Annotated in this window: 25 protein-coding genes; 15 read left to right on the plus strand and 10 right to left on the minus strand. The window is 66.5% G+C overall.

Features of this window, described 5'->3' with window-relative positions:
• Positions 1 to 82 precede the first annotated feature (82 nt).
• The 5 genes from BMW90_RS08310 to BMW90_RS08330 all read right to left on the minus strand — a co-directional run bounded on the left by BMW90_RS08310 (position 83) and on the right by BMW90_RS08330 (position 5,295).
• Positions 83 to 373, minus strand: a complete 291-nt coding sequence (locus tag BMW90_RS08310; RefSeq protein WP_048533324.1) for an HU family DNA-binding protein — start codon at positions 371 to 373, stop codon at positions 83 to 85.
• Between the two features lie 131 nt (positions 374 to 504).
• Positions 505 to 1,989: an AMP nucleosidase gene (locus BMW90_RS08315; RefSeq protein ID WP_048533325.1), complete on the minus strand. Its 1,485-nt coding sequence runs from the start codon at positions 1,987 to 1,989 to the stop codon at positions 505 to 507.
• A 179-nt stretch (positions 1,990 to 2,168) separates the two neighbouring features.
• Positions 2,169 to 3,587: a pyridoxal phosphate-dependent decarboxylase family protein gene (locus BMW90_RS08320; protein ID WP_170850524.1), complete on the minus strand. Its 1,419-nt coding sequence runs from the start codon at positions 3,585 to 3,587 to the stop codon at positions 2,169 to 2,171.
• 218 nt (positions 3,588 to 3,805) lie between these two features.
• Positions 3,806 to 4,675 carry an OmpA family protein gene (locus tag BMW90_RS08325; RefSeq protein ID WP_244526460.1) on the minus strand — a complete coding sequence of 290 codons (870 nt, stop codon included), beginning with the start codon at positions 4,673 to 4,675 and terminating at the stop codon, positions 3,806 to 3,808.
• Positions 4,676 to 4,722: 47 nt separating this feature from the next.
• Positions 4,723 to 5,295: a peroxidase-related enzyme gene (locus BMW90_RS08330; protein ID WP_048533328.1), complete on the minus strand. Its 573-nt coding sequence runs from the start codon at positions 5,293 to 5,295 to the stop codon at positions 4,723 to 4,725.
• Between the two features lie 194 nt (positions 5,296 to 5,489).
• Here BMW90_RS08330 and BMW90_RS08335 point away from each other — a divergent pair, with 194 nt between their 5' ends.
• Positions 5,490 to 5,843: a PRC-barrel domain-containing protein gene (locus BMW90_RS08335; protein ID WP_048533329.1), complete on the plus strand. Its 354-nt coding sequence runs from the start codon at positions 5,490 to 5,492 to the stop codon at positions 5,841 to 5,843.
• 55 nt (positions 5,844 to 5,898) lie between these two features.
• Here BMW90_RS08335 and BMW90_RS08340 read toward each other — a convergent pair whose 3' ends face one another.
• Entirely contained in the window at positions 5,899 to 6,627 is a 729-nt protein-coding gene (locus BMW90_RS08340; protein WP_074836049.1) for a GNAT family N-acetyltransferase, read from the minus strand.
• The gene (locus BMW90_RS08345) at positions 6,624 to 7,346 is read right to left on the minus strand and encodes a competence/damage-inducible protein A (protein WP_074836050.1); all 723 of its coding nucleotides are present in this window, start codon (positions 7,344 to 7,346) and stop codon (positions 6,624 to 6,626) included. The genes BMW90_RS08340 and BMW90_RS08345 overlap by 4 nt, the downstream gene beginning before the upstream one ends.
• Positions 7,347 to 7,391: 45 nt before the next feature.
• Between BMW90_RS08345 and sfsA the strand changes: the two genes are divergently transcribed.
• From sfsA to BMW90_RS08385, 8 genes are all read left to right on the plus strand, one after another.
• Positions 7,392 to 8,099, plus strand: coding sequence for a DNA/RNA nuclease SfsA (sfsA, locus tag BMW90_RS08350; RefSeq protein ID WP_074836052.1), 708 nt, complete (start codon positions 7,392 to 7,394; stop codon positions 8,097 to 8,099).
• 26 nt (positions 8,100 to 8,125) lie between these two features.
• The gene (locus BMW90_RS08355; RefSeq protein WP_074836053.1) at positions 8,126 to 8,983 is read left to right on the plus strand and encodes a DMT family transporter; all 858 of its coding nucleotides are present in this window, start codon (positions 8,126 to 8,128) and stop codon (positions 8,981 to 8,983) included.
• Positions 8,984 to 9,101: 118 nt separating this feature from the next.
• On the plus strand, positions 9,102 to 9,914 hold the full coding sequence (gene map / locus BMW90_RS08360; protein ID WP_074836055.1) for a type I methionyl aminopeptidase: 813 nt from the start codon (positions 9,102 to 9,104) through the stop codon (positions 9,912 to 9,914).
• 107 nt (positions 9,915 to 10,021) lie between these two features.
• Complete coding sequence (gene gpmI / locus BMW90_RS08365) at positions 10,022 to 11,545, plus strand: 2,3-bisphosphoglycerate-independent phosphoglycerate mutase (RefSeq protein ID WP_074836057.1); 1,524 nt, start codon at positions 10,022 to 10,024, stop codon at positions 11,543 to 11,545.
• Positions 11,542 to 12,663 carry a murein hydrolase activator EnvC family protein gene (locus BMW90_RS08370; RefSeq protein WP_074836058.1) on the plus strand — a complete coding sequence of 374 codons (1,122 nt, stop codon included), beginning with the start codon at positions 11,542 to 11,544 and terminating at the stop codon, positions 12,661 to 12,663. The genes gpmI and BMW90_RS08370 overlap by 4 nt, the downstream gene beginning before the upstream one ends.
• Positions 12,664 to 12,670: 7 nt before the next feature.
• Positions 12,671 to 14,005: a S41 family peptidase gene (locus BMW90_RS08375; RefSeq protein ID WP_048533337.1), complete on the plus strand. Its 1,335-nt coding sequence runs from the start codon at positions 12,671 to 12,673 to the stop codon at positions 14,003 to 14,005.
• Between the two features lie 58 nt (positions 14,006 to 14,063).
• Complete coding sequence (locus BMW90_RS08380) at positions 14,064 to 14,555, plus strand: RNA pyrophosphohydrolase (protein WP_074836111.1); 492 nt, start codon at positions 14,064 to 14,066, stop codon at positions 14,553 to 14,555.
• A gap of 3 nt (positions 14,556 to 14,558) precedes the next feature.
• Positions 14,559 to 14,987: a hypothetical protein gene (locus BMW90_RS08385; RefSeq protein WP_083415998.1), complete on the plus strand. Its 429-nt coding sequence runs from the start codon at positions 14,559 to 14,561 to the stop codon at positions 14,985 to 14,987.
• A gap of 62 nt (positions 14,988 to 15,049) precedes the next feature.
• On the opposite strand, the gene BMW90_RS08390 is transcribed toward BMW90_RS08385, so the two are convergent.
• Positions 15,050 to 15,529: a L,D-transpeptidase family protein gene (locus tag BMW90_RS08390; protein WP_074836060.1), complete on the minus strand. Its 480-nt coding sequence runs from the start codon at positions 15,527 to 15,529 to the stop codon at positions 15,050 to 15,052.
• Positions 15,529 to 16,623 (minus strand): GTP cyclohydrolase II, encoded by a 1,095-nt coding sequence (gene ribA, locus BMW90_RS08395; protein ID WP_074836113.1) that lies wholly within the window; start codon positions 16,621 to 16,623, stop codon positions 15,529 to 15,531. Before ribA ends, BMW90_RS08390 begins: the two co-directional genes overlap by 1 nt.
• 152 nt (positions 16,624 to 16,775) lie before the next feature.
• Between ribA and BMW90_RS08400 the strand changes: the two genes are divergently transcribed.
• Positions 16,776 to 17,462, plus strand: coding sequence for a response regulator transcription factor (locus tag BMW90_RS08400; RefSeq protein WP_048533340.1), 687 nt, complete (start codon positions 16,776 to 16,778; stop codon positions 17,460 to 17,462).
• A 325-nt stretch (positions 17,463 to 17,787) separates the two neighbouring features.
• Here the strand turns inward: BMW90_RS08400 and BMW90_RS08405 are convergent, their stop codons facing one another.
• Complete coding sequence (locus tag BMW90_RS08405; RefSeq protein WP_074836061.1) at positions 17,788 to 18,657, minus strand: branched-chain amino acid aminotransferase; 870 nt, start codon at positions 18,655 to 18,657, stop codon at positions 17,788 to 17,790.
• Between the two features lie 161 nt (positions 18,658 to 18,818).
• Between BMW90_RS08405 and BMW90_RS08410 the strand changes: the two genes are divergently transcribed.
• The 5 genes from BMW90_RS08410 (at position 18,819) to BMW90_RS08430 (ending at position 22,375) form a co-directional block, all read left to right on the plus strand.
• Positions 18,819 to 19,313: a MarR family winged helix-turn-helix transcriptional regulator gene (locus tag BMW90_RS08410; protein WP_048533342.1), complete on the plus strand. Its 495-nt coding sequence runs from the start codon at positions 18,819 to 18,821 to the stop codon at positions 19,311 to 19,313.
• Positions 19,310 to 20,011, plus strand: a complete 702-nt coding sequence (locus BMW90_RS08415) for a response regulator (RefSeq protein WP_048533343.1) — start codon at positions 19,310 to 19,312, stop codon at positions 20,009 to 20,011. The genes BMW90_RS08410 and BMW90_RS08415 overlap by 4 nt, the downstream gene beginning before the upstream one ends.
• 234 nt (positions 20,012 to 20,245) lie before the next feature.
• Positions 20,246 to 21,172: a histone deacetylase family protein gene (locus BMW90_RS08420; RefSeq protein WP_074836063.1), complete on the plus strand. Its 927-nt coding sequence runs from the start codon at positions 20,246 to 20,248 to the stop codon at positions 21,170 to 21,172.
• Entirely contained in the window at positions 21,169 to 21,411 is a 243-nt protein-coding gene (locus BMW90_RS08425) for an exodeoxyribonuclease VII small subunit (RefSeq protein ID WP_048533345.1), read from the plus strand. The genes BMW90_RS08420 and BMW90_RS08425 overlap by 4 nt, the downstream gene beginning before the upstream one ends.
• A gap of 94 nt (positions 21,412 to 21,505) precedes the next feature.
• Entirely contained in the window at positions 21,506 to 22,375 is an 870-nt protein-coding gene (locus BMW90_RS08430; protein ID WP_074836064.1) for a polyprenyl synthetase family protein, read from the plus strand.
• Positions 22,376 to 22,377 lie beyond the last annotated feature (2 nt).

Below are 22,377 nucleotides of genomic sequence, written 5' to 3' on the forward strand. Positions count from 1 at the left end.
GGTCAAGACGAAAAATGGCCAGCGCGAGGGGCGCCGGCCATTCAAAATTCTCCGGTTGGCGCCCCGGGCGCCGAACGGCGGATCACTCGTCGTTGGCGCTGTCTTTCAGAGCCTTGGCGATGGTCACCTTGACGACCTTGTCCGCCTCTTTCTGGAATTGCTCACCGGTGGCGGGGTTGCGCACCATCCGCGCCGGACGCTCTTTCAGATAGAACTTGCCGACACCCGGCAGGGTCACCGCGCCGCCGCCGGCCACTTCGCGGGTGATGATGTTGCACACCGCGTCGAGCGCCGCGGTCGCGGCTTTCTTGTCGGAATCGAGTTCTTCTGCCAGAGCCGCAACGAGCTGGGTCTTGGTCAACGGTTTTGCCATTTTCTGGTCTCCTTCAGTCTGCCCAGCACTTGGGCCTCATCGGACGCATTAAACGTCATGTTGCGGGGGGACACAACGATTAGTGGCACGTCGGGCCTTAAAAATATGGGGTTTTGCCGGTTGACCCAACGTCACAGAAAGGCGGTTTCGTCGAAAGCCCGCAATTTCCGGCTGTGAATCCGCTCCAAAGGCATCTCACGCAGCCGTTCCATCGCCCGGATTCCGATGCGCAAATGCCGCGCGACCTGAGTCTGATAGAAGGCGCTGGCCATGCCCGGCAGCTTCAATTCGCCATGCAGCGGCTTGTCCGAGACACAGAGCAGCGTGCCGTACGGCACCCGGAAGCGAAAGCCGTTGGCGGCGATAGTCGCGCTCTCCATGTCGAGCGCCACGGCGCGCGACTGGCTGAGCCGCTGCACCGGTCCCTCCTGATCGCGCAACTCCCAGTTGCGGTTGTCGACGCTGGCCACGGTGCCGGTGCGCATGATCCGCTTGAGGTCGTAGCCCTTGAGCTGGGTCTCCTCGGCCACCGCCTCTTCGAGGGCGATCTGGATCTCGGCCAGCGCCGGGATCGGCACCCAGACCGGCAGATCGTCGTCCAGCACCCGGTCCTCGCGCAGATAGGCATGCGCCAGCACGAAATCGCCCAAGGCCTGGGTGTTCCTGAGGCCGGCACAATGGCCCACCATCAGCCAGGCATGCGGCCGCAGCACGGCAATGTGGTCGGTGGCGGTCTTGGCGTTCGACGGGCCAACGCCGATATTGACCAGGGTGATACCCGCATCACCCGGCCGCTTGAGGTGATAGGTCGGCATCTGCGGCTGTTTCAGCGTCGGCGGAATCTCCTGATCGGCGGCGGTGATCTCGACATTTCCGGTCGAGACAAAGCTGGTGTAGCCGCTGTCCGGATCGGCCAGCATGGCGCGGGCAAAGGCCTCGAACTCGCTGACATAGAACTGGTAGTTAGTGAACAGCACGTAATTCTGGAAATGCCCGGGGTCGGTGGCGGTGTAATGCGCCAGCCGGGCCAGCGAATAATCGATCCGCTGCGCGGTAAAGGGCGCCAGCGGCGCCGGATCGCCCGGCGCGGTGTCATAGGTGCCATTGACGATGTCGTCGTTGGTGGTGCTCAGATCGGGCACGTCAAAGACATCGCGCAGGATGAACTCGGCCGCGCCTTCCTGCGGCACGGTCACATCGGTCTGGGCGGCAACCGCAAAATGCACCGGGATCGGCGTGTCCGACACCGCGACACAGACCGGCACGCCGTGGTTTTCCATCAGCAGGTGGATCTGCTGCCGCAGATAGCGCCGGAACAGCCGCGGCTGCGTCACCGTGGTGGCATGGGTGCCGGGCGCCGAGACATGGCCAAAGCTCAGCCGGCTGTCGACATGGGCAAAGCTGGTGGTGGTGATGCGCACCTCGGGATAGAAGGCGCGATACCGCGTGGCCGGCTGCCCCTCGACCATCGCCCGGCGAAAGGCATCGGCCAGAAAGGCGGTGGCCTTCTCATAGAGCATACAGAGCTGGTCGACCGCCTTGTCGGCATCGGTAAAGAATGTCTCGCTGCCAAGCTCGGGGGTCTGCACCGCCCTGTTTCTGTCGCTGCCCGCCATGCCGATCCCCGTCCTTGCGCCTGTTGCCGCCGACATTGGCTTAGGCCGGGGGGGACTTCAACCATCAGCACGCAACAAGCCGTCGCAACCGGCCGCTCCCCGGCCTCTGCCGCAAGGCGCCCCCTGCTTCTTCTGTTGAATAAAACCGTAGGGGGTCCGGGAGGCAAAGCCGCCGGCCCTCAGCCGGCGTGCAGCCCGCGCCAGGCCGTGATGATCTCGTGCGCCGCCAGGTCGGCATGTTCGGCCTGGGTGGCATATCCCGAGACCGAGATGCGAATGATCTGCCGCCCGCGCCAGACGCCATGCGAGGGATAGACCCGCCCCCGCGCCTGGACCTCGCGCAGCACGGCCTCGGTCTGCCGGTCGCCCTCGGCCCCGGCACCGCAGCAAAGCGCCACCTGGTTGAACACCACGTCGTTGAGCACGGTCAGCCCCGGCTCGGCCGCCACCGTGCAGGCAATCCGCGCCGCCAGCTGGTGATGCCGCAGGATCAGCGCGCTGAGGCCGGAGCGGCCGAGATGGCGCAGAATGGCATAGCTCGGCACCCCGCGGGCGCGGCGCGACAGCTCCGGCGTGCTGTCGGACGGCTCCCAGTCGTCATTCCGGCTCGGCAGATAGGCGCCGCGCGCCGACATTGCCGCCACCAGCGCCGCCCGGTCGCGCACGAGCACCACGCCGGCGTCGAACGGCGCGCTCAGCCCCTTGTGCAGATCGACGGCCCAGCTGTCGGCCCGCGCCACCCCGGCGCAGAGATGCGCCAGCTCCGGCACCGCGGCGGCCCAGAGGCCGAAGGCGCCATCCACATGGACCCAGCCGCCCCGCGCATGAACCTGCGCGATCAGCGCCTCGAAGGGATCGAAGGCACCGGTGTTGATCTGGCCGGCTTGCAGGATGACCAGCGGCGGCGCCTCGCATTGCGCCAGTTTCTCGGCAAAGTCCGCCGGGTCGATGCGGCCCTGATCGTCGGTCGCCACCCGCCGGGCTCGGCCGGCGCCAAGCCCGGAATAGCGCAGCGCCGCGCTTACCGCCGAATGCGCCTCCGCGCCGATCAGCACCGGGATCGCCGGCGCGCCGATCAGCCCGTCCTGTTCCACATCCCAGCCCTGCGCCGCCAGCAGCGCATGCCGCGCCGCCAGCACCCCCGAGAAATTCGCCGCGCTGGCGCCGGTGACAAGCCCCGCCCCGGTGCCTTGCGGCAGGCCGAAGAGATCGACCAGCCAGTCGCAGAGCGTGCGCTCCATGCCGGTGATCGCCGGGGTTTCGCTGGCCGAGCCGGCGTTCTGCCCCCAGGCCGACACCAGCGCATCCGCCGCCACGCCCACCGGGTGCGAGCCGCCTAGGACATAGCCGAAAAAGCCCGGCGCGGTCATTGCGTGTAACGCGCCGTCGGCGCCGGCGGTGATCCCGGAAATCACCTGCGGCGCAGGCTCTCCCGTTTCGCTCAGAGGCTGGCGAAACCGCGCCACCGCCTCGTCCAGCCCGACGCTGGGCCGCACCGGCTGATGCGGCAGGTTCGACCGATAGGACAGCGCCGCGGAATAGGCGGTGGCCAGAGCGGCGCGTTCTTCGACGGTCAAGCCCATGGAAAGCTCTGTCATTCTCATGTCCAACTGACGTCGTCCCTCGCGAATCACGGGGCCGCGCCCCTTGCAGTCAGGTCAAAACCTAGCGCGGGAAATTTGCGGTCCCGGATGATATGGCGCACACTTGCGACACTTTTCACGGGAAGCTTGGCAGATATATTCCCCTGAAAGCGCTTCGAATATCGCAAGTCGACTCGCCTTACCCGGGTAACGTGACGGCAGGTCGGCCGGCGTCATTCGGTCGAGACAAGCACCGCCTCGACCCTTCGGTTGGCCTCGCGGCCCTCGGCTGTCAGGTTGCTGGTCAGCGGCGCCAGATAGCCCATACCGCCGGCCTCGAGCTGGTCGCGGTCGACGCCGTGCTCGCGCACCAGCCGGTCCAGCACCGACATCGCCCGCTGGCGCGACAGCGCGATGTTGTTGTCCAGCGAGCCCACCGCGTCGGTATGGCCGACCAGTGCGATCCGCCGGTTGGGAAAGGCCGCGAGATAGCGCGCAAGCGTGGTCAGGCTGTCGAAATCCCCCTCGCCCAGCGCCGAGGAACCGGTCTGAAACGACAGATCGGCGAGCACGACCCGGCCGAGGCTTTCGAGTTGCCTGGCAATCTGCCCGCTGTCACCCGGCGGGGTCGGCGCAACCGGCCCCGGCGCGGCGCTGACCCCGCCTTCGGCCGCATCGCCGACCCGGATGATCTGGACAAAGCCCGCCGCGGCGCTGCGCGAGACCAGCACCGAAACCGCGCCACCATCGGGGTGGCGCGCGGCGAGAAAACGGAAATCGGTGAGATCGACATACATGCCCGGGCCGGGCAGCACCTCGGTGCCGAAACGGAAATCAAAGCCGCCACAGCGCCGGGTCTTGCAGTCGAACTGGATGTCATAGCCCGACGCGGCAATCTGTGTCCTCAGCGGCGCCAGCAGTTGCAGCGTGGTGCGGATGTCCCCCGGCACCCGGTAGGATTGCCGCAGCACCGCGCCCTCGATTACCTCGGCCGGGATCGCGCCCTCGGCAAAGGCACCCGTCGGCAGCGCATAAGACCCCGGATCGCGCTTTTCCTCGTAGGTCAGCACCGCCCCGGCAGGCAGCGCAAGGTCCTGCGCCACGGCCGGCCCCGCCAGGCAACATGCGATGAGCGCGAGCGCCCGCAAGTTCAGCGCGCCATCGCGTGATAGGCGCGGTTGGGCCGCATGTCGGTGGCGCTGGCCACGCGGTTCGACATGTTGAAGAACCCGGCGACCGAGGCGATGTCAAAGATGTCGCGATCCGAGAAGCCGGCGTCGCGCAGCGCCTGCCGGTCGGCCTCGGCGATCTCGGCGCTGGCCTTGGTCACCTTTTCGGCAAACTCCAGCATCGCGGTCTGACGCTTGTCGAGATCGGCGGCGCGCCAGTTCATCACCATCAGCTCGCCCAGCTCGGGATCGCCGGACAGCTGCCGCACGGCGGCACCATGGGCGGTGAGGCAATAGAAACACTTGTTGATCGACGACACCGCCACGGCGATCATTTCCCGCTCGAGCTTGCTCAGCCCGCTGCCGGCCAGCATCAGGTCGTTGTACATGGCGGTAAAGGCGTTGAGCTTGTCGATGTCGAAGGCATAGGCGCGCAGGACATTGGGCACCATGCCCAGCTTGTCTTCGCAGACATCGAAATATTTGCGGGTCTCGTCGGGCAGCGGATCGACCATCGGAAGGTCGAGCGCTGTAGGCTGGTCAGAGGCGGACATGGGCAGGGCTCCGGTTGCGTGCCTGTTTGGTGCCCGACGCAGCAAATCGCAAAACGCGCGGGCATTCAACTCCCGGTCTCGGCTGGCTTTTCGCCGCCGCGACGCCGGGCGAATATCCGCCGTGGCGGGGCACCACGTCGGAACATCCGCGGCGCTCGGCGGTTTCTTCTGCACACCGATTGGAGGAATTAGTGATGAGTACCGAAGGGAACCACAGTCTTGTGTCCTCGTCCGACGTGAACGGCACCGCCGTCTACAGCCGCGATGGCACGCATATCGGCACGATCGATCACCTGATGATCGACAAGGAATCCGGCAAGGTGGCCTATGCGGTCATGGGGTTTGGCGGCTTTCTCGGGCTTGGCGAAGAACACCACCCGGTGCCCTGGGGCAAGCTCAATTATGACGTCAGCCGCGATGGGTTTACCACCGATCTGACCGAAGCCGAGGTCAAGGGCGCACCGGAGCGGACCAGCGACTGGCACCGCGACCGCGCCTGGGAGCAGCGGGTGCATGAGCACTACGGCGCGCCGATGTACTGGATCTGACCGTTCAGACAGATGACTTCTCCGCCCCTCGATGCTGTCGGGGGGCGGTTGTGCGTCAGGCTTCGGCGATCCGGTAGTGATAATGGCCGACGCAGGCAAAGCCCATGCCGGCATAAAGCGCATTGGCGCCCGTGTTGGCCTCGGTGCAGAGCACCGACAGATGCGTGGCGCCGCGGTCTGCCGCCCAGACCGCCGCCTGCCGCATCATCCACTGCGCCAGCCCCTTGCGGCGCTTGGCCGGGACAACTTCGAGCGCATGCAGCATGGCCAGCCCGTCAACCAGCCCGACATAAGCGGTGGCAGCGGGGCTGTCCTCGATCCGGCCCAGGATGGTGGTCTTGTCGCAGGTGGCGCGCCACATCACCGCCAGCCGTTCCGGGCCGATGCCCGCCGCGGCCCAGAGTTCGCGCATGATTGCCAGCGGCTCCCAGATGCAGAAGGTGGTGACCGGGGGAATGGGCCGGTCGGTCAGATCCTGCACCGGGGCGACATAGAGATTGACCGGATCGACGATCCGGTAACCGGCGGCCTCGAGCGTGGCATCGAGCCGCTCTTCGCCGGCCCTTATCTGAAACAGCGGCTGCTGGCCCAGCGCGCGCATCTCTTGCTCGGCCCGAAGCCGATCGTCCTCGGACCAGCTGGCGCCGGGCAGAAGCGTCGCCGCCGAGACACGTTTGCCGCCGCCGGCGCCATCGCGCAGCAGGAAGGCCCCGCTGGCAAAGCTGCGCGCCGGGGGCCATGTCGCCTCGCAAAGCGCCATCAGCTGATCGGCGCCGGGCCTCATTCGGAAAACAGCGCCTTGAGCCGGGTCATCGCCAGATCGATCCTCGCCCCGTCCTGCGCGCGGATCACGATATTGGCGCCATAGGCCCCGTTCTGCTGATACGGATAGGAGCCGAAGGACAGGTCGTCGAATTCCTCCGCCAGCGCCGCCAGCGGCCCGGCGATATCGCCTTCGCCGCGCTGCACCCGCAGGGTCTGGCTCAGCAGCGGCGCGCCCCCCGTGAGCGTCGGCAGGACGGAGGCGACCATGGCCTGAAACACGCTGGGCACGCCGGCCATGACATGCACATTGCCCAAGAGAAAGCCCGGCGCGATCGACACCGGGTTGTCGATCAAGGTCGCGCCATCGGGGATGCGGGCCATCCGCAGGCGGGCGGCGTTCAGCTCGCGCCCGGTATTGGCGTAATGCTCGGCCAGCAGCGCGCGGGCATCCTCGCGCACGTCGATAGGCACGCCGAAGGCCTCGGCGATGCAATCGGCGGTGATGTCGTCATGGGTCGGGCCGATGCCGCCGGAGGTAAAGACATGGGTGACCGCCGCCGAGAGCGCCTTGACCGCCGCGACGATGGCGGGCGCGTCATCGCTGACCACGCGCACCTCCTTGAGGTCGATGCCGTGTTTGGTCAGCTCGCCGGCGAGGTAATGCATATTGGCGTCGCGGGTGCGGCCCGAGAGGATCTCGTCGCCGATCACCAGCATGGCGGCGGTGGGATTGGCCATCGGGGCCTCCTTGAATGCAGATTTTCAGAGGTATAGGCCGGGCGCATGCGCTTTCAAACCCCTCTTGTTCCGGCCACGCTCCTGCGGCGATACAAACGCTTCCTCGCCGATTGCCGGCTGGATGACGGCCGCGAGGTTGTGGCCCATTGCGCCAACCCCGGCTCGATGCTCGGCCTTGCCGACCCCGGCTTTCGGGTCTGGCTCGAGCCCAACGACGATCCCAAGAAAAAGCTGGATTACGGCCTCAGGCTGGTCTCGCCCGCCGAGGGCGTGCTGGTGGGGGTGGATACCTCGGTGCCGAACCGCGCGCTGCGCGGGGCGCTCGAGGCCGGCAGCGTGCCGGGGCTCGAAGGCTACCGGACGGTGCGGCCCGAGGTGAAGTACAGCCGGAACAGCCGGATAGATTTCCTGTTGCAGGCCGCCGGGCGGCGCGATTGCTATGTCGAGGTGAAATCGGTCACGCTGAGCCGCGAAAACGGCGTGGCGGAGTTTCCCGACAGCGTGACCGCGCGCGGCACCAAGCATCTGGCCGATCTTGCCGCGATGGCGCAGGCCGGGCACCGGGCGGTGATGCTCTATCTGGTGCAGCGCAACGATTGCACCACGATGCGGCTGGCCGCCGATATCGACCCGGCCTATGCGGCGGGCTTTGTCGAGGCTTGCGCCGCCGGGGTCGAGGTGATGGTACTGGGCTGCGAACTGACGCCCGAGGCCATCCGGCCCGGCGGGCGGATGGATTTCACTCCGGCGTAACCGCATCTCCGACGACGAGGTCTTGCATGTCTCTTCTTGGTCTGGCCCTCGTTCTCGCTGCTGCGGTCTGCCATGCGACCTGGAACTTTCAGCTCAAGCGGATCGGCGGCGGGCCGGAGCTGGTCTGGCTGTTCTCGGCGCTGACGGTGGTGATCTATGCGCCGCTGGCGCTTTGGGTGCTGGTGTCACAGGCGCCGAGCTTCGGGCCGCAGCAACTCATCTGGCTGGCCGGCAGCACGGCGCTGCACATGGCCTATTTCCTGCTCTTGCAGGTCGGCTATCGCAAGGGCGATCTGTCGCTGGTCTATCCCACCGCACGTTCGACCGGGCCGCTTCTCTCCACCAGCTTTGCCGTGCTCTTTCTGGGCGAGATCGTCAGCGCGCAGATGGCGCTTGGCGCGGTCGGCATCGTCTTTGGCGTGCTGATGCTGACCACCGGCGGGCGCGTGAAGGGCCAGCAGATCTCGACCTCGCTCCTCTTTGGCCTGGCCGCCGGCGGGCTGATCGGCAGCTATACGGTCTGGGACGCCTATGCGGTCTCGGCGCTGCTGATCCCGCCGCTGCTGCTCGATTACGTCTCGAGCGTGGCGCGATCGGTGCTGCTGGCGCCGATGGCCCTGAAACGCCGCGCGGTCATGCGATTGCAATGGCGCGATCACCGCGCGGGGCTGGTGATCATCGCGCTGTTCAATCCGCTGGCCTATATCCTCGTGCTCTATGCGCTGACCTTCACCCCGGTGGCCTATGTCGCGCCCACCCGCGAGGTCAGCGTGCTGCTGACCGTGCTGGCGGGCAGCCTGCTGCTGGGCGAAGGCCATCTTCGCCACCGGATGATCTGGGCGGGGGTGATTCTGGCCGGCATGGGCGTTCTGGTCACCTCTTGATTGCATCGCGGCGGCGCCCCCTCACCGCGGCAGCACGGGAACTTGTCCCGCGCGGGCTGGCTCTTTACGCTGCAAACGCATAAGACAGCCAGCAAGACGTTTTTTACGGAGCAATTGCATGAACCGTCACAAGGGGCGCATGACGCGCGACGGGATCCGGATCCATGAACAGGCGGATTTCGCCGGCATGCACGAGGCCGGCCGGGTCGCAGCCCAGATCCTCGACGAAGTGGCCCCTCTGGTCGAGGTCGGCCAGACCACGGGCGCGCTCGATGCCTTCATCGAGAAGCGGGTGGGCGAGCTGGGCACCAAATCGGCCACCATCGGCTACAAGGGCTATCAGCACGCCTCCTGCATCAGCGTCAATCACGTGGTCTGCCACGGCATTCCCGGCGACAAGAAGCTGAAGGACGGCGATATCCTCAATATCGACGTGACCGTCATCAAGGATGGCTGGTTCGGCGACACCAGCCGGATGTTCGTCGCCGGCAAGCTCAGCCGCAAGGCCGAGCGGCTGATCCAGGTGACCCATGACGCGCTGATGCGCGGCATCGAGGCGGTCAAGCCCGGCAACACCTTTGGCGATGTCGGCCATGCGATCCAAAGCTTCGTCGAAGGCCAGCGCATGTCGGTGGTGCGGGATTTCTGCGGCCACGGGCTGGGCACGGTGTTTCACGCGCCGCCCAACGTGCTACACTACGGCCGCGCGGGAACCGGGCCGGTGCTCGAGGAAGGCATGTTCTTTACCATCGAGCCGATGGTCAACCTCGGCCGTCCCGAGACCAAGGTGCTGTCGGACGACTGGACCGCTGTGACCCGCGACAAGTCGCTTTCTGCACAGTTCGAACATTCGGTCGGGGTGACCGCGGAGGGCGCCGAGATCTTCACGCTCTCGCCCGGCGGCCTGTTTCACCCGACCTATTCCGAATAAGCCGCGCGCCCGTGTCACGGGCCGAGATGCGTATTTGATAAGAGAAGAAGCCCCTTTCGGTGGCAGGGTGTCACCGCCCGGGGCGCGATCAGAACGAGGAACCTTTGATGCCTGCTCCGAAACCCGTGGTTCTGTGTATTCTCGACGGCTGGGGCCTGCGGGACGAAACCGAGGCCAATGCCGTGGCGCTGGCCGAGACGCCGAATTTCGACCGGCTGATGGCGAATTGCCCGAATGCCACGCTGACCACCCATGGCAATGACGTCGGCCTGCCCAGCGGGCAGATGGGCAATTCCGAGGTCGGCCACACAAATATCGGCGCCGGCCGGGTGGTGGCGATGGACCTCGGGCAGATCGATCTCGCGATCGAGGACCGTTCGTTCTTTTCCAACGCGGCGATCCATGCCTTCATCGAGAGCGTGCGCGGCCACGACGGCACCGCGCATCTGATGGGGGTGATTTCCGATGGCGGCGTGCATGGCCATATCGACCATGTGCTGGCCGCCGTCGAAATGATCGTCAGCGCCGGGGTGCCGGTGGTGGTGCATGCGGTCACCGATGGCCGCGACGTGGCGCCGAAATCGGCCGAGGGCTTCCTGCGGACGCTGGTGTCGAAGCTGCCCGAGGGTGCCCGGGTGGGCACCGTCACCGGGCGTTATTTCGCCATGGACCGCGACAATCGCTGGGACCGGGTGGAACAGGCCTATCGCGCCATGGTGGGCGGCGCCGCCGAACACAAGGCCGGCACCGCCGTGGCGGCGGTGAAAGAGGCCTATGACCGCGATCAGACCGACGAATTCATCCCCGCCACGCTGATCGGCGATTACGACGGTGCCCGGGATGGCGACGGCTTCTTCTGCCTCAACTTCCGGGCCGACCGGGCGCGCGAGATCCTGCTGGCGGTGGGCGAGGATGACTTTGACGGCTTCGAAGGCCGCAACCGGCCGCAATGGGCCTCGATCCTGGGCATGGTGGATTACTCCAAGACCCATGACACCTTCATGGCCGCCGCCTATCCCAAGAAGGTCGTGGTCAACACGCTGGGCGCCTGGGTCGCGGCGAAGGGGCTGAAGCAGTTCCGCCTGGCCGAAACCGAGAAATACCCGCATGTCACCTTCTTCCTCAATGGCGGCAAGGAGGTGCCCGAAGAGGGCGAAGACCGCTACATGGCGCCCTCGCCCAAGGTGGCGACCTATGACTTGCAGCCCGAAATGAGCGCCGGGGAGGTCTCGGACCAGTTCGTGAAGGCAATCGAGACCGGCTATGACCTGATCGTGGTGAACTTTGCCAACCCCGACATGGTGGGCCACACCGGCGATCTGGAGGCGGCCAAGGCGGCCTGTCAAGCGGTGGATACCGGCCTCGGCCGGGCGCTCGAGGCGCTGGACAAGGCCGGCGGCGCGATGATCGTGACCGCCGACCACGGCAATTGCGAGCAGATGGTCGACCCCGAGACCGGCGGGCCGCATACCGCCCATACGCTCAACCCGGTGCCGGTGATCCTGGTCGGCGGGCCCGAGGGGGCCAGGCTGCGGCAGAGCGGGCGGCTGGCCGATCTGGCGCCCACGCTTCTGGCGCTGATGGCGCTCGACACGCCCGAGGAAATGACCGGAGAAAGCCTGCTGGCATGATCCTGCGCGCCGTGACCCTCCTGTGCCTGTTCGCCGGGGCGGCGCAGGCGCAGATGACCACAGCCGAAGCGGCGCGCGATGCCGTGCGCATGCTTGAGGAAAGCGCCCAGGCGCTGAGCGAGGCCCGTGGCGGGCGCGAGCGGGTCAAGGCGCTGACCGAAATCGTCAAGGGCTATGAGACCGGTCTGGCGGCGCTGCGCGACGGCATGCGCGCGGCCTCGTTGAAAGAGGCGCAGCTCACCGAGGATCTCCAGGCCCGCGACAAGGAAATCTCGCGGCTTCTGGGCGTGCTGCAATCCATTTCGCGGGCGCCGGCGCCGGTCACCCTGCTGCATCCTTCGGGCCCGACGGGCACCGCACGGGCCGGCATGCTGCTGTCGGATGTGACGCCGGGGCTGAAGGCCCGCGCCGATGCCTTGCGCGCCGATCTCGAGGAGGTGCAGGCGCTGCGGCTGTTGCAGGCGCAATCCGCGGCCAAGCTGCAAGAGGGGCTCGAAGGTGCGCAGGAGGCGCGCACCGCGCTGTCGAAGGCGGTGGCCGACCGTACCGATCTGCCGCGCCGCTTTGTGGAGAACCCGGTGCAGACCGCCGTGCTGATCGCCGCCACCGAAACACTGGAGGGTTTTGCCAGCGGTCTCAGCACCATCGCCGAGGACGAGGCGCCGGGCAGCCTGCCCGACATCAGCCACCGCAAGGGCAAGCTGGCGCTGCCGGTGCAGGGCCAGCTCCTGCGCCGCGCCGGCGAGGCCGATGCCGCCGGTGTGCGCCGCCCCGGGCTGCTGATCGCCACCGGGCCGCAGGCAGTGGTCACGACCCCCACCGCCGCCACCATCCGCTATGCCGGGCCGCTCCTGAACTACGGGCTGGTCGCCATTCTGGAGCCGCAGGCCGACACGCTGTTCATCTTTGCCGGGCTCGAGGCGGTCTTTGGCCAGACCGGCCAGGTCCTGCCGGCGGGCGATCCTCTAGGGCTGATGGGCGGAGAGTTGCGGACGGATGTGTCACTATCGGGTGATGGGGCTGGAAACGCCCGCCCGGAAACGCTCTATATAGAGGTCAGAGAGCTGAATCAGCCTGTGGACCCACAAGATTGGTTCCGCACCACCGACAAGGGATAAGACACCAATGAAGAAGTTCGTCATGGCCGCCGTCGGCGGTACGCTGGCAGGCATTGTCGCAACCACCCAGCTTGCCGGCCCGCTGCTGGCCCAGGAAGAGCGTTCATCGGGCAATGTCTACGAGCAGCTTGACCTGTTTGGCGACATCTTCGAACGCATTCGCGCGCAATATGTCGAGGAGGTCGACGAAGGCGAGCTGATCGAGGCCGCGATCAACGGCATGCTGACCTCGCTCGACCCGCATTCCAGCTATCTGTCGCCGGATGACGCCGCCGACATGCGGGTGCAGACCCGGGGCGAGTTCGGCGGTCTGGGCATCGAGGTGACCCAGGAAGAGGGCTTCATCAAGGTGGTGTCGCCGATCGACGACACCCCGGCAGATGCCGCCGGGATCGAGGCCGGCGATTTCATCACCCATGTCGATGGCGAATCGGTGCTCGGCCTGACGCTGGACGAGGCGGTCGAGATGATGCGCGGGCCGGTCGGCTCCGAGATCATCATCACCGTGGTCCGCGAGGATCAGCCCGAGCCCTTCGATGTCTCGATCATCCGCGACACCATCACCCTCACCGCCGTGCGCACCCGCACCGAAGGCGAGACCGTGGTGCTGCGTGTCACCACCTTCAATGATCAGACCACGCCCAATCTCGAAGAGGGACTGGCCGAGGAGATCGCGGCCGCCGGCGGGCTCGAGAACGTCAACGGCATCGTGCTCGACCTGCGCAACAACCCCGGCGGTCTGCTGACCCAGGCGATCCGGGTGTCGGATGCCTTCCTCGAGAAAGGCGAGATCGTCTCGACCCGCGGCCGCAACCCCGAGGACGGCGAGCGCTACAACGCCACGCCCGGCGATCTTGCCGAGGGCAAGCCGCTGGTGGTGCTGATCAACGGCGGCTCGGCCTCGGCCTCGGAAATCGTCGCCGGTGCCTTGCAGGATCACCGCCGCGCCATCGTGGTCGGCACCAAATCCTTCGGCAAGGGGTCGGTGCAGACCGTCATGCCGCTTCGCGGAGACGGCGCCATGCGGCTGACCACGGCGCGCTATTACACGCCGTCGGGCCGGTCGATCCAGGCGCTCGGCGTCTCGCCCGACATCGTTGTCGAACAGCCGCGTCGGGTGGCCAACGAAGAGGATGAGGAAACCACCCCCAATTCGCGTTCCGAGGCCGACCTGCGCGGCTCGCTCGACAATGACAGCCTGAGCGAGGACGAGATCGAACAGATCGAAGCCGACCGCGCCAAGGCCGAAGCCGCCGCCGCGCTGCGCGAAGAGGATTACCAGCTGGCCTATGCCATCGACATCCTCAAGGGCCTGTCGGCGCTGGGTCCGAAAGACGAGTGAAACTGCTCTGCCCCCGGCCGCCGTGCCGGGGGCGATCTCGAGTGACCGCGAGGCCCGCATGACCCCCGAAGACATCGCCCGCCTGCCCTATCGCCGCAATGTCGGGGTGATGCTTGTCAACGCCGCGGGCGAGGCCTTTGTCGGCCAGCGGATCGACAGCGAAACGCCGGCCTGGCAGATGCCGCAGGGCGGCATCGACAAGGGCGAGGACGCCCGCGCCGCCGCGCTGCGCGAATTGCAGGAAGAAACCGGTGTCCTGCCCGAGCTGGTGACCGTGGAGGCGGAAACCCGGGCCTGGATACCCTATGACCTGCCGCATGATCTGGTGCCGAATATCTGGAAAGGCCGGTTTCGCGGCCAGGAACAGAAATGGTTCCTGATGCGTTTCCATGGCACCGACGATCAGGTGCGGCTGGATGCCGACGATCATCAGGAGTTTTCCGAATGGCGCTGGCTGCCGCACGACCGGCTCGTCGATCGTATCGTACCGTTCAAGCGCGAGGTCTATGCCCGCGTGGTCGAGGAGTTCCGCCCCTATCTTGAGAGGTGAGTGATGCGTCTCTTGACTTGTCTGCCGTTGCTTGTCTGGGCCGCCGGGGCGCAGGCGCTGACCTGCCTGCCGCATGACGTGGCCGCTGTCTACCAGGATGCCAGAGACAGCGAGGATCGCTACATGGTGGTGCTGGGCCGGATGAGCTTTGACGCGACGCGGCTGCCCGAGACCGATATGACCGATCAGGCCAACACTCCGCCCGACACCCGAATTCCGGCGCGTCTGACCGGCGACGCGTTGAGCCGCGCCGGATTCATCCATCCCTATGACGCGGACATCGTGCTGAACGTGCAATGTTTCGGCCCGTGGTGCGCAGGGGCCAAGAGCGGCGATCCGGTGCTGGCCTTCGTCAATCTCGACGCCGCCTCCCCGGAGGTGACGATCACCCCTGCGGCGGCTTTGCCTTTGCCAGACCCACGCCCGAGATGACCGAACAGGTGATCGCCTGTCACACCGGCGGCGACTGCACGCCGCGCAGGCAGCGCTAGGGTTCAGGGCACGATCAGCCTTGTGCCGGGGGCGGCCAGTGCCGCGATCTGGCGCAGGTGGTCGGGGCGGAAGGCGATGCAGCCTTCGGTCGGAAAGCCGGGCCGCCGCCAGCGGTGCAGGAAGATCGCCGACCCACGGCCGGGCGTCGCATCGGGCCAGTTCCAATCGGTCAGCAGCACCAGGTCATAAAGCGGATCGGCGCGGCGCAGCGCCTCGTGCGAGCCGGTGTAAGGCGCGCGGACCAAAGTGTTGTAATCCTCGTCTTGCGGCTCGTCGGACCACAGATCGCCGGGGCGGATCGGCTCGGCCCAGGGCGCCGGGCGGGCCATCCGGTCGGGGCGATACAGCAGCCCGGTGATGTGGTGCCGGCCGCGCGGGGTGGCGCCATCGCCCTCGCGCTTGTCGGCGGTCAGCCCGCCGCGGCCGATGGTGCAGGGCCAGAGCCTTCCGGCAAAGCGCAGCCCGCGCAGGGTGAGGACCATCACAGCAGATGCCCCGATTTCGCCGCCTTGGTGGCGAGATAGGCGGCGTTCTGATCGGTCAGCCCGACCTTGAGCGGCACCCGTTCGGTCACCGCGAGACCGGCGCCCTGCATCATCGCGATCTTGCGTGGATTATTGGTCAGCAGCCGGACCCGGGCAAAGCCCATGGCCTTGAGGATATCGGCGCCGATGCGGAAATCGCGTTCGTCATCCTCGAAGCCCAGCCGGTGATTGGCCTCGACCGTGTCGAAGCCCTGATCCTGCAAGGAATAGGCGCGCATCTTGTTGGCGAGCCCGATGCCGCGACCCTCCTGGTTGAGATAGAGCAGCACCCCCTGCCCCTCGTCGCCCATCTGCGCCAGGGCGGCATGAAGCTGCGGGCCGCAGTCGCATTTCAGCGAGCCCAGCACATCGCCGGTGAAACAGGCGGAATGCAGCCGTGCCAGCACCGGCTGCGCCCGATCCGGGCGGCCGATCTCGAAGGCGTAGTGCTCGACCCCGCCATCATCGGGGCGGAAGATGTGCAACCGTCCGCCATGGGCCAGCCGGGTGGGCAGGCGCGCCGCCACCACCGGATGCGGATCGGTGGCCCGCAGCAGCAGCGGCCCGGCGCTCCCGGCCTCGAGCCGTGTGAGCAGCGCGGCTTCCGGCAGGCTCTCGACCGCGGTTTCCAGCACCACGGCGGCGGGCAGGAGCTGTGCCGATTTCACCAGCGACACCGCCAGCCGGTGCAGCGCCGCATCGCCTTCGCGCAAGGCGAACAGCGGGCCCTTCATCGGTGTCCGCAGATCATCGGCCGGATCGGCGATGGCGCGGATCCAGGCGCAATCGGCCTCTTCCGGCAGCGGCAGCCGGGCGACATCGCCGTCATAGGGGCGCGCCTTCAGCGTCTCGGCCCGGCGTCCGGTGATCGCCAGCACCGGCGCCCCGCCCAGCGCCCGCAGGGTGGCCAGCCGCGCCGGCCCCATGGTTTCGGCCGCAAGCACCAGCGCGGCGCTGCCGTGACCGCAGAGCACGACCGGCACCCCCATCCGAAGATCGGCGCGGGCGCGGTTGATCAGCTCCGCCGTGTCAGGTGCAAAATGTCCAGTCATCAGGCCTGTCATGTAGCCGGTAATGATCGGGAATTGAAACATTTCCTCGCCTCCCGGGTGATATTCACACGAGCGCGTGAACGGCTTGCAGCAAATCTTGCCCCTCGCCGGCTGCGCCCCAATCTCACGAAGAAGAGATTTGGAGGACCGAGATGGCACAGCTCAAGAACCTGCTTCTTGTCGATGATGACGACGACCTGCGTGAGGCGCTGGCCGAACAGCTCATCATCACCGAGGATTTCGAGGTCTTCGAGGCCTCCAACGGCGCCGAGGCGATGGAGCGGGTCAAGGCCTCGCATTTCGACCTGATCATCCTCGACGTGGGCCTGCCCGACACCGATGGCCGCGAGCTCTGCCGGCTGATGCGCAAGCAGGGCGTCAAGGCGCCGGTGCTGATGCTGACCGGCCATGACAGCGATGCCGACACCATTCTCGGCCTCGACGCCGGGGCCAATGATTATGTCACCAAGCCGTTCAAGTTCCCGGTGCTCCTGGCCCGTATCCGCGCCCAGCTGCGCCAGCACGAGCAGAGCGAGGACGCCGTCTTTGCGCTGGGCCCCTATACGTTCAAGCCGGCGATGAAGACCCTGGTGACCGAAGACGAAAAGAAGATCCGGCTGACCGAGAAAGAGACCAACATCCTGAAATACCTCTATCGCGCCCCCGAAGGCGTCGTGCCACGCGACGTTCTGCTGCACGAGGTCTGGGGTTACAATGCAGGCGTGACGACACACACGCTCGAGACGCACATCTACAGATTGCGCCAGAAAATCGAGCCGGAACCCTCGAACGCCCGCCTCCTTGTAACCGAATCTGGCGGATATCGGCTCAATGCCTGAAAGGGCGCATAGATCGAAGGGCGATAAAGTGCTATGTTACGGTCACCTTTTGTAGGTGACAGAGATCCCGTTGCATGTGCGGGTTATCACATGCTCCTCCCTGTTGGACTGACCCGGGCCCCGGCCCGGGTCTTTTTTTGCCGGAGCTTCCGGCGGCGGTGTCATCCAGCGGGAGCCGGGTGGCGGGACCGCTCTCCTTTCCAATGAGGGGCCGGAGTGTCTTGCGCCCCGGACCTGATCCGGGACATTGCGCCGGGCCGGTCGCCTGGCCTGTAGCGGGAGGCCCCGGCGCGGGGGCCGGGGCGGGTGGCGCGGGACCGATCGGTCAGTTGCGCACCAGCTTCTCATAGGCGTCCGACATCTCGCGGGTCAGCGCGCCGACCTCGAAGGTGTAGTCGCCGATCTGGCTCACCGGTGTCACCTCTGCCGCCGTCCCGGTCAGCCAGCATTGCTCGAAGCCTTCCATCTCTTCCGGCATGATGTGGCGCTCGTGCACCTTGATCTGACGGTCCCGGAGCATGTTGATCACGGTCTGGCGGGTGATGCCGTTGAGAATGCAGTCGGGCAGCGGCGTGTGCACCTCGCCTTCCTTGACAAAGAAGATGTTGGCCCCGGTCGCTTCCGCCACATAGCCGCGATAATCCATGAACAGCGCGTCCGAGCAGCCCTTGGCCTCGGCGGCGTGCTTGGACATGGTGCAGATCATGTAGAGACCGGCGGCCTTGGCCGAGGTCGGGATGGTTTCCGGGCTTGGGCGTTTCCACTTGGAAATGTCGAGCTTGGCGCCTTTCATCTTGGCATCGCCGTAATAGGCGCCCCATTCCCAGGCCGCGACCGCGACCCGCACCGGATTCTTGGCCGAAGCGACCCCCATGTCCTCGCCCGAGCCGCGCCAGGCCACCACGCGAACGTAGGCGTCGGTCAGCCCGTTGGCCTTCAGCACCTCGTATTTCGCCGCCTCGAGCTCTTGGACCGAATAGGGGACCGGCATGTCGAGCAGCGCGCCGGAGGCCAGGAGCCGCTCGGAATGGCGCAGGCTCTCGAAAATCTTGCCATTGTAGGCGCGCTCGCCCTCGAACACCGAGCTGGCGTAATGCAGCCCGTGGGTCAGGATATGCACATTTGCATCCCGCCAGTCGACAAGCGTGCCATCCAACCAGATCTTGCCGTCGCGATCATCATATGAGCCAGCCATGTCGCTCCTCCAAAGCCCTTCATTTTCCATATGTTGCGCGAATTTGGTCCGGTGTGGACATAATATTGCGCAAAAACTGTGAGTCGCTACCAGTTGAGACTTGGAATGTCAACAAGGCTGACGTACTGTGACCCGACAGCGCCAGTACACAAGGGAGAGGCATGGCAGAGCCCAGCGGAGAACAGCTGCTTTATCTGACCGACGAACAGCTTCGGCAAGGGATTGAGGCGATGTTCTTTGCCTATCGCGGCTTTACCGCCGATCCCGACCGGATCCTCGACGAATTGTCTTATGGCCGCGCCCATCACCGGGCGGTGCATTTCATCAATTGCGCCCCCGGCACGACGGTCAACAACCTGTTGAATATCCTCGGAGTCACGAAACAATCGCTGAACCGTGTGTTGCGCACGTTGATCGCGGACGGTCTTGTGGAAAGCAGGGTCGGCCGGTTGGACAAACGCGAACGCCACCTGTACCTGACCGAGGAGGGAAAAGCCCTGGAGGCGAAATTGTCGGATGCCCAGAGAGCGCGGATGCGCGCCGCCTATCGCAAAGCCGGGCCGGAGGCCGTGGCCGGCTTTCGCCAGGTGCTCGAGGCGATGATGGACGCCGACATGCGGCGCAATTACCGCGCCCTGCGGGAGCCCAGGACATGAGCGCGCAGGATCTGCATCTTCTGATCGTCGACGACGACGAACGCATCCGGGTGCTGTTGCAGAAATTCCTGATCCGCAACGGTTTCCTGGTGTCTGCCGCGCGGGACGCCGGCCATGCCCGGCGCATCCTCTCGGGGCTCGATTTCGATCTCATCGTGCTGGACGTGATGATGCCCGGCGAAGACGGCATCAGCCTGACCCGCGATCTGCGCGAGGACTCGGCCACGCCGATCCTGCTGCTCACCGCCAAGGGCGAGACCGAGGACCGCATCGCCGGGCTCGAGGCCGGGGCCGACGATTACCTTGTCAAACCTTTCGAACCCAAGGAACTTCTGCTCAGGATCAACGCCATCCTGCGCCGCATGCCGGAAGCGCCGGAGACCAATGCCATGCCCAAGCTGCTGTCGCTCGGGCCGCTGCGCTACGACATCGAGCGCGGCGAACTGTGGCAGGGCGAGGACGCGGTGCGCCTGACCGCCACAGAAAGCCAGCTGATGCGGATCTTTGCGGCCCGGCCGGGCGAGGCGGTGAGCCGCGCGCAGCTGGTCGAGGACCTGGGCCGCGACAAGGGGCAGAGCCAGGAACGCGCCGTCGACGTGCAGATCACCCGACTTCGGCGCAAGCTCGAGGCCGATCCGAAACAGCCGCGCTACCTTCAAACCGTGCGCGGCGCGGGCTATATGCTGGCGCCGGACTGAGCCGCAGGCGATGGTGGGTTCACAACCCCACCCTACGGCCGAGTTGTGACCCGGCGGGGGCCGCGCACCCACCCCACGCCCGCTTCATGACCACGCAACAGGTTGCCACCCCAGCCCACGGCCGGCCACCCCTGTAGGGTGAGTTTTCAACCCACCGCCCGCAACGCCCAGCTTGCAACCCGCCCCCGAAACCTGCCAGATCGGCAAAACCGCCACCCAGAGGGAGGAGAGACCATGACCACGCTGGTACTGACCCATGAGACCGGGCTGCGGCATGAAACCCCGCAGGGCCACCCCGAACAGGTGGCACGGCTCGAGCACATCCTGCACGCCTTCCGCCAGAACGACATCGCAGTGGAAACCGCGCCCGAAGGCCGGCGCGAGGATGTGCTGCTCTGCCATCCCGAGCGGTACATCGCCCGGCTCGAGGCGGCGCTCCCGGCCGAGGGGCTGCACCAGCTCGACGCCGACACCTGGATATCGCCCGGCAGCCTGGCCGTGGCCTGGCACGGCGTCGGCGCGGTGCGCGAGGCGGTGGACCGCGTGCTTGCCGGTGACGCGCGAAACGCCTTTTGCGCCATGCGCCCGCCCGGCCATCACGCCGAACAGGAAACGCCGATGGGCTTTTGCTTCTTCGGCAATGCCGCCATCGGCGCGAAACACGCGCTCGAACGGCACGGCCTGGCGCGCGTCGCAGTGGTGGATTTCGACGTTCACCACGGCAATGGCACCCAGTCGCTGCTCTGGGACGAGCCGCGCGCGCAGTTGATCAGCAGCCAGCAGATGCCGCTCTGGCCCGGCAGCGGCGACCCGTCGGAACGCGGCGCGCATGACAATGTGTGCAACATTCCGCTCGCCCCCGGCTCGGACGGCTACGAGATGCGCGACGCCTATACCCATGACGTGCTGCCCCGGTTGCGCGATTTTGCCCCGGAGCTGATCCTGATCTCGGCCGGGTTCGATGCCCATCGCGACGATCCGCTGGCCAATCTCAACTGGTCCACCGAGGATTTCGTCTGGTTGACGCAGGAGATCTGTCAGGTCGCGCAAGAGTGTTGCGAGGGCCGGGTGGTCTCTGTTCTGGAAGGCGGTTATGATCTCGCCGCATTGGCGGAGGCAGTCACCGTCCATGTGAAAACGCTTCAGGAGGCCGCGGCGTGAGCGAGAAAAAGGTAGACGAACTGACATTCGAAGAGGCCATGGCCGAGCTGGAGCGCGTGGTCGGCCAGCTGGAACGGGGCGACGTGGCTCTCGACGATTCGATCAAGCTCTACGAGCGCGGCGCGGCGCTGAAGAAACGCTGCGAACAAAAGCTCAAGGACGCCGAGGAAAAGGTGCACGCCATCACCACCGATGCCGAGGGCAATGCCACCGGCACCAAGCCCGTCGAAGGCCTCTGAGCGCCGGCGCACCGGCTTCACCCAGCCCGACACACGCCGGAGGCCCCGCAGAGGCCGCCCCACCTGAGTGTGCCCGCCAAGAGGACCGCCCCGGATGTTCACCGATACCCTGAAATCCGACGCCGCGCGCGTCTCGGCCCATCTCGACCTGTTGATCGCCGGAATCGACGACCTGCCGGTGACCCGGGCGATGCGCTATGCGGTCGCGGGCGGCAAGGGGCTGCGCGGCTTTCTGGTGATGGAAAGCGCCCGGCTGCACGACATCGCCGAGACCCATGCGCTCTGGCCCGCCGGGGCGATCGAGGCGGTACACGCCTACAGCCTGGTGCATGACGACCTGCCCTGCATGGACGATGACGATCTGCGCCGCGGTCAGCCCACGGTGCATGTCAGATGGGACGAGGCGACGGCAGTGCTGGCCGGCGATGCGCTCCAGACCCTGGGGTTCGAGATGGTCACTGATCAGCGCTGCCACCCCGACGCCGAAGTCCGTGCCGAGCTGGCGTTTTCGCTGGCACGGGCGGCGGGCGCACGCGGCATGGTGCTGGGCCAGGCGCTTGATATCGCGGCCGAAAGCGCCGATGCACCGCTCGGCCTTCAGGAAATCACCCGGCTTCAGGCCGGCAAGACCGGCGCGCTCATTCAATGGTCGGCCGAAGCCGGGGCGCGGCTCGCCCGCGCCGACACCGCCCCCTTGCGGCACTATGCGCAGGCGCTGGGCCTTGCCTTTCAGATCGCCGACGACATCTTGGATGTGGAAGGCGATGCGCAGAAGGCCGGCAAACGGCTGCAAAAGGACGCGGCGGCGGGCAAGGCGACCTTTGTCTCGCTGCTCGGGCTCGAAGCCGCGCGCCTGCGGGCGCAGGAGCTTGTCACCGAAGCCTGCGACGCGCTTTCGCCTTACGGGCCCCGGGCCCGAACCTTGCGCGAGGCCGCCCGCTTCGTTATCTCGCGCGACAATTGAGA

Origin of the sequence: Marinovum algicola, from assembly GCF_900109145.1 — a bacterium.
In the GTDB taxonomy this organism is placed as follows: domain Bacteria; phylum Pseudomonadota; class Alphaproteobacteria; order Rhodobacterales; family Rhodobacteraceae; genus Marinovum; species Marinovum algicola.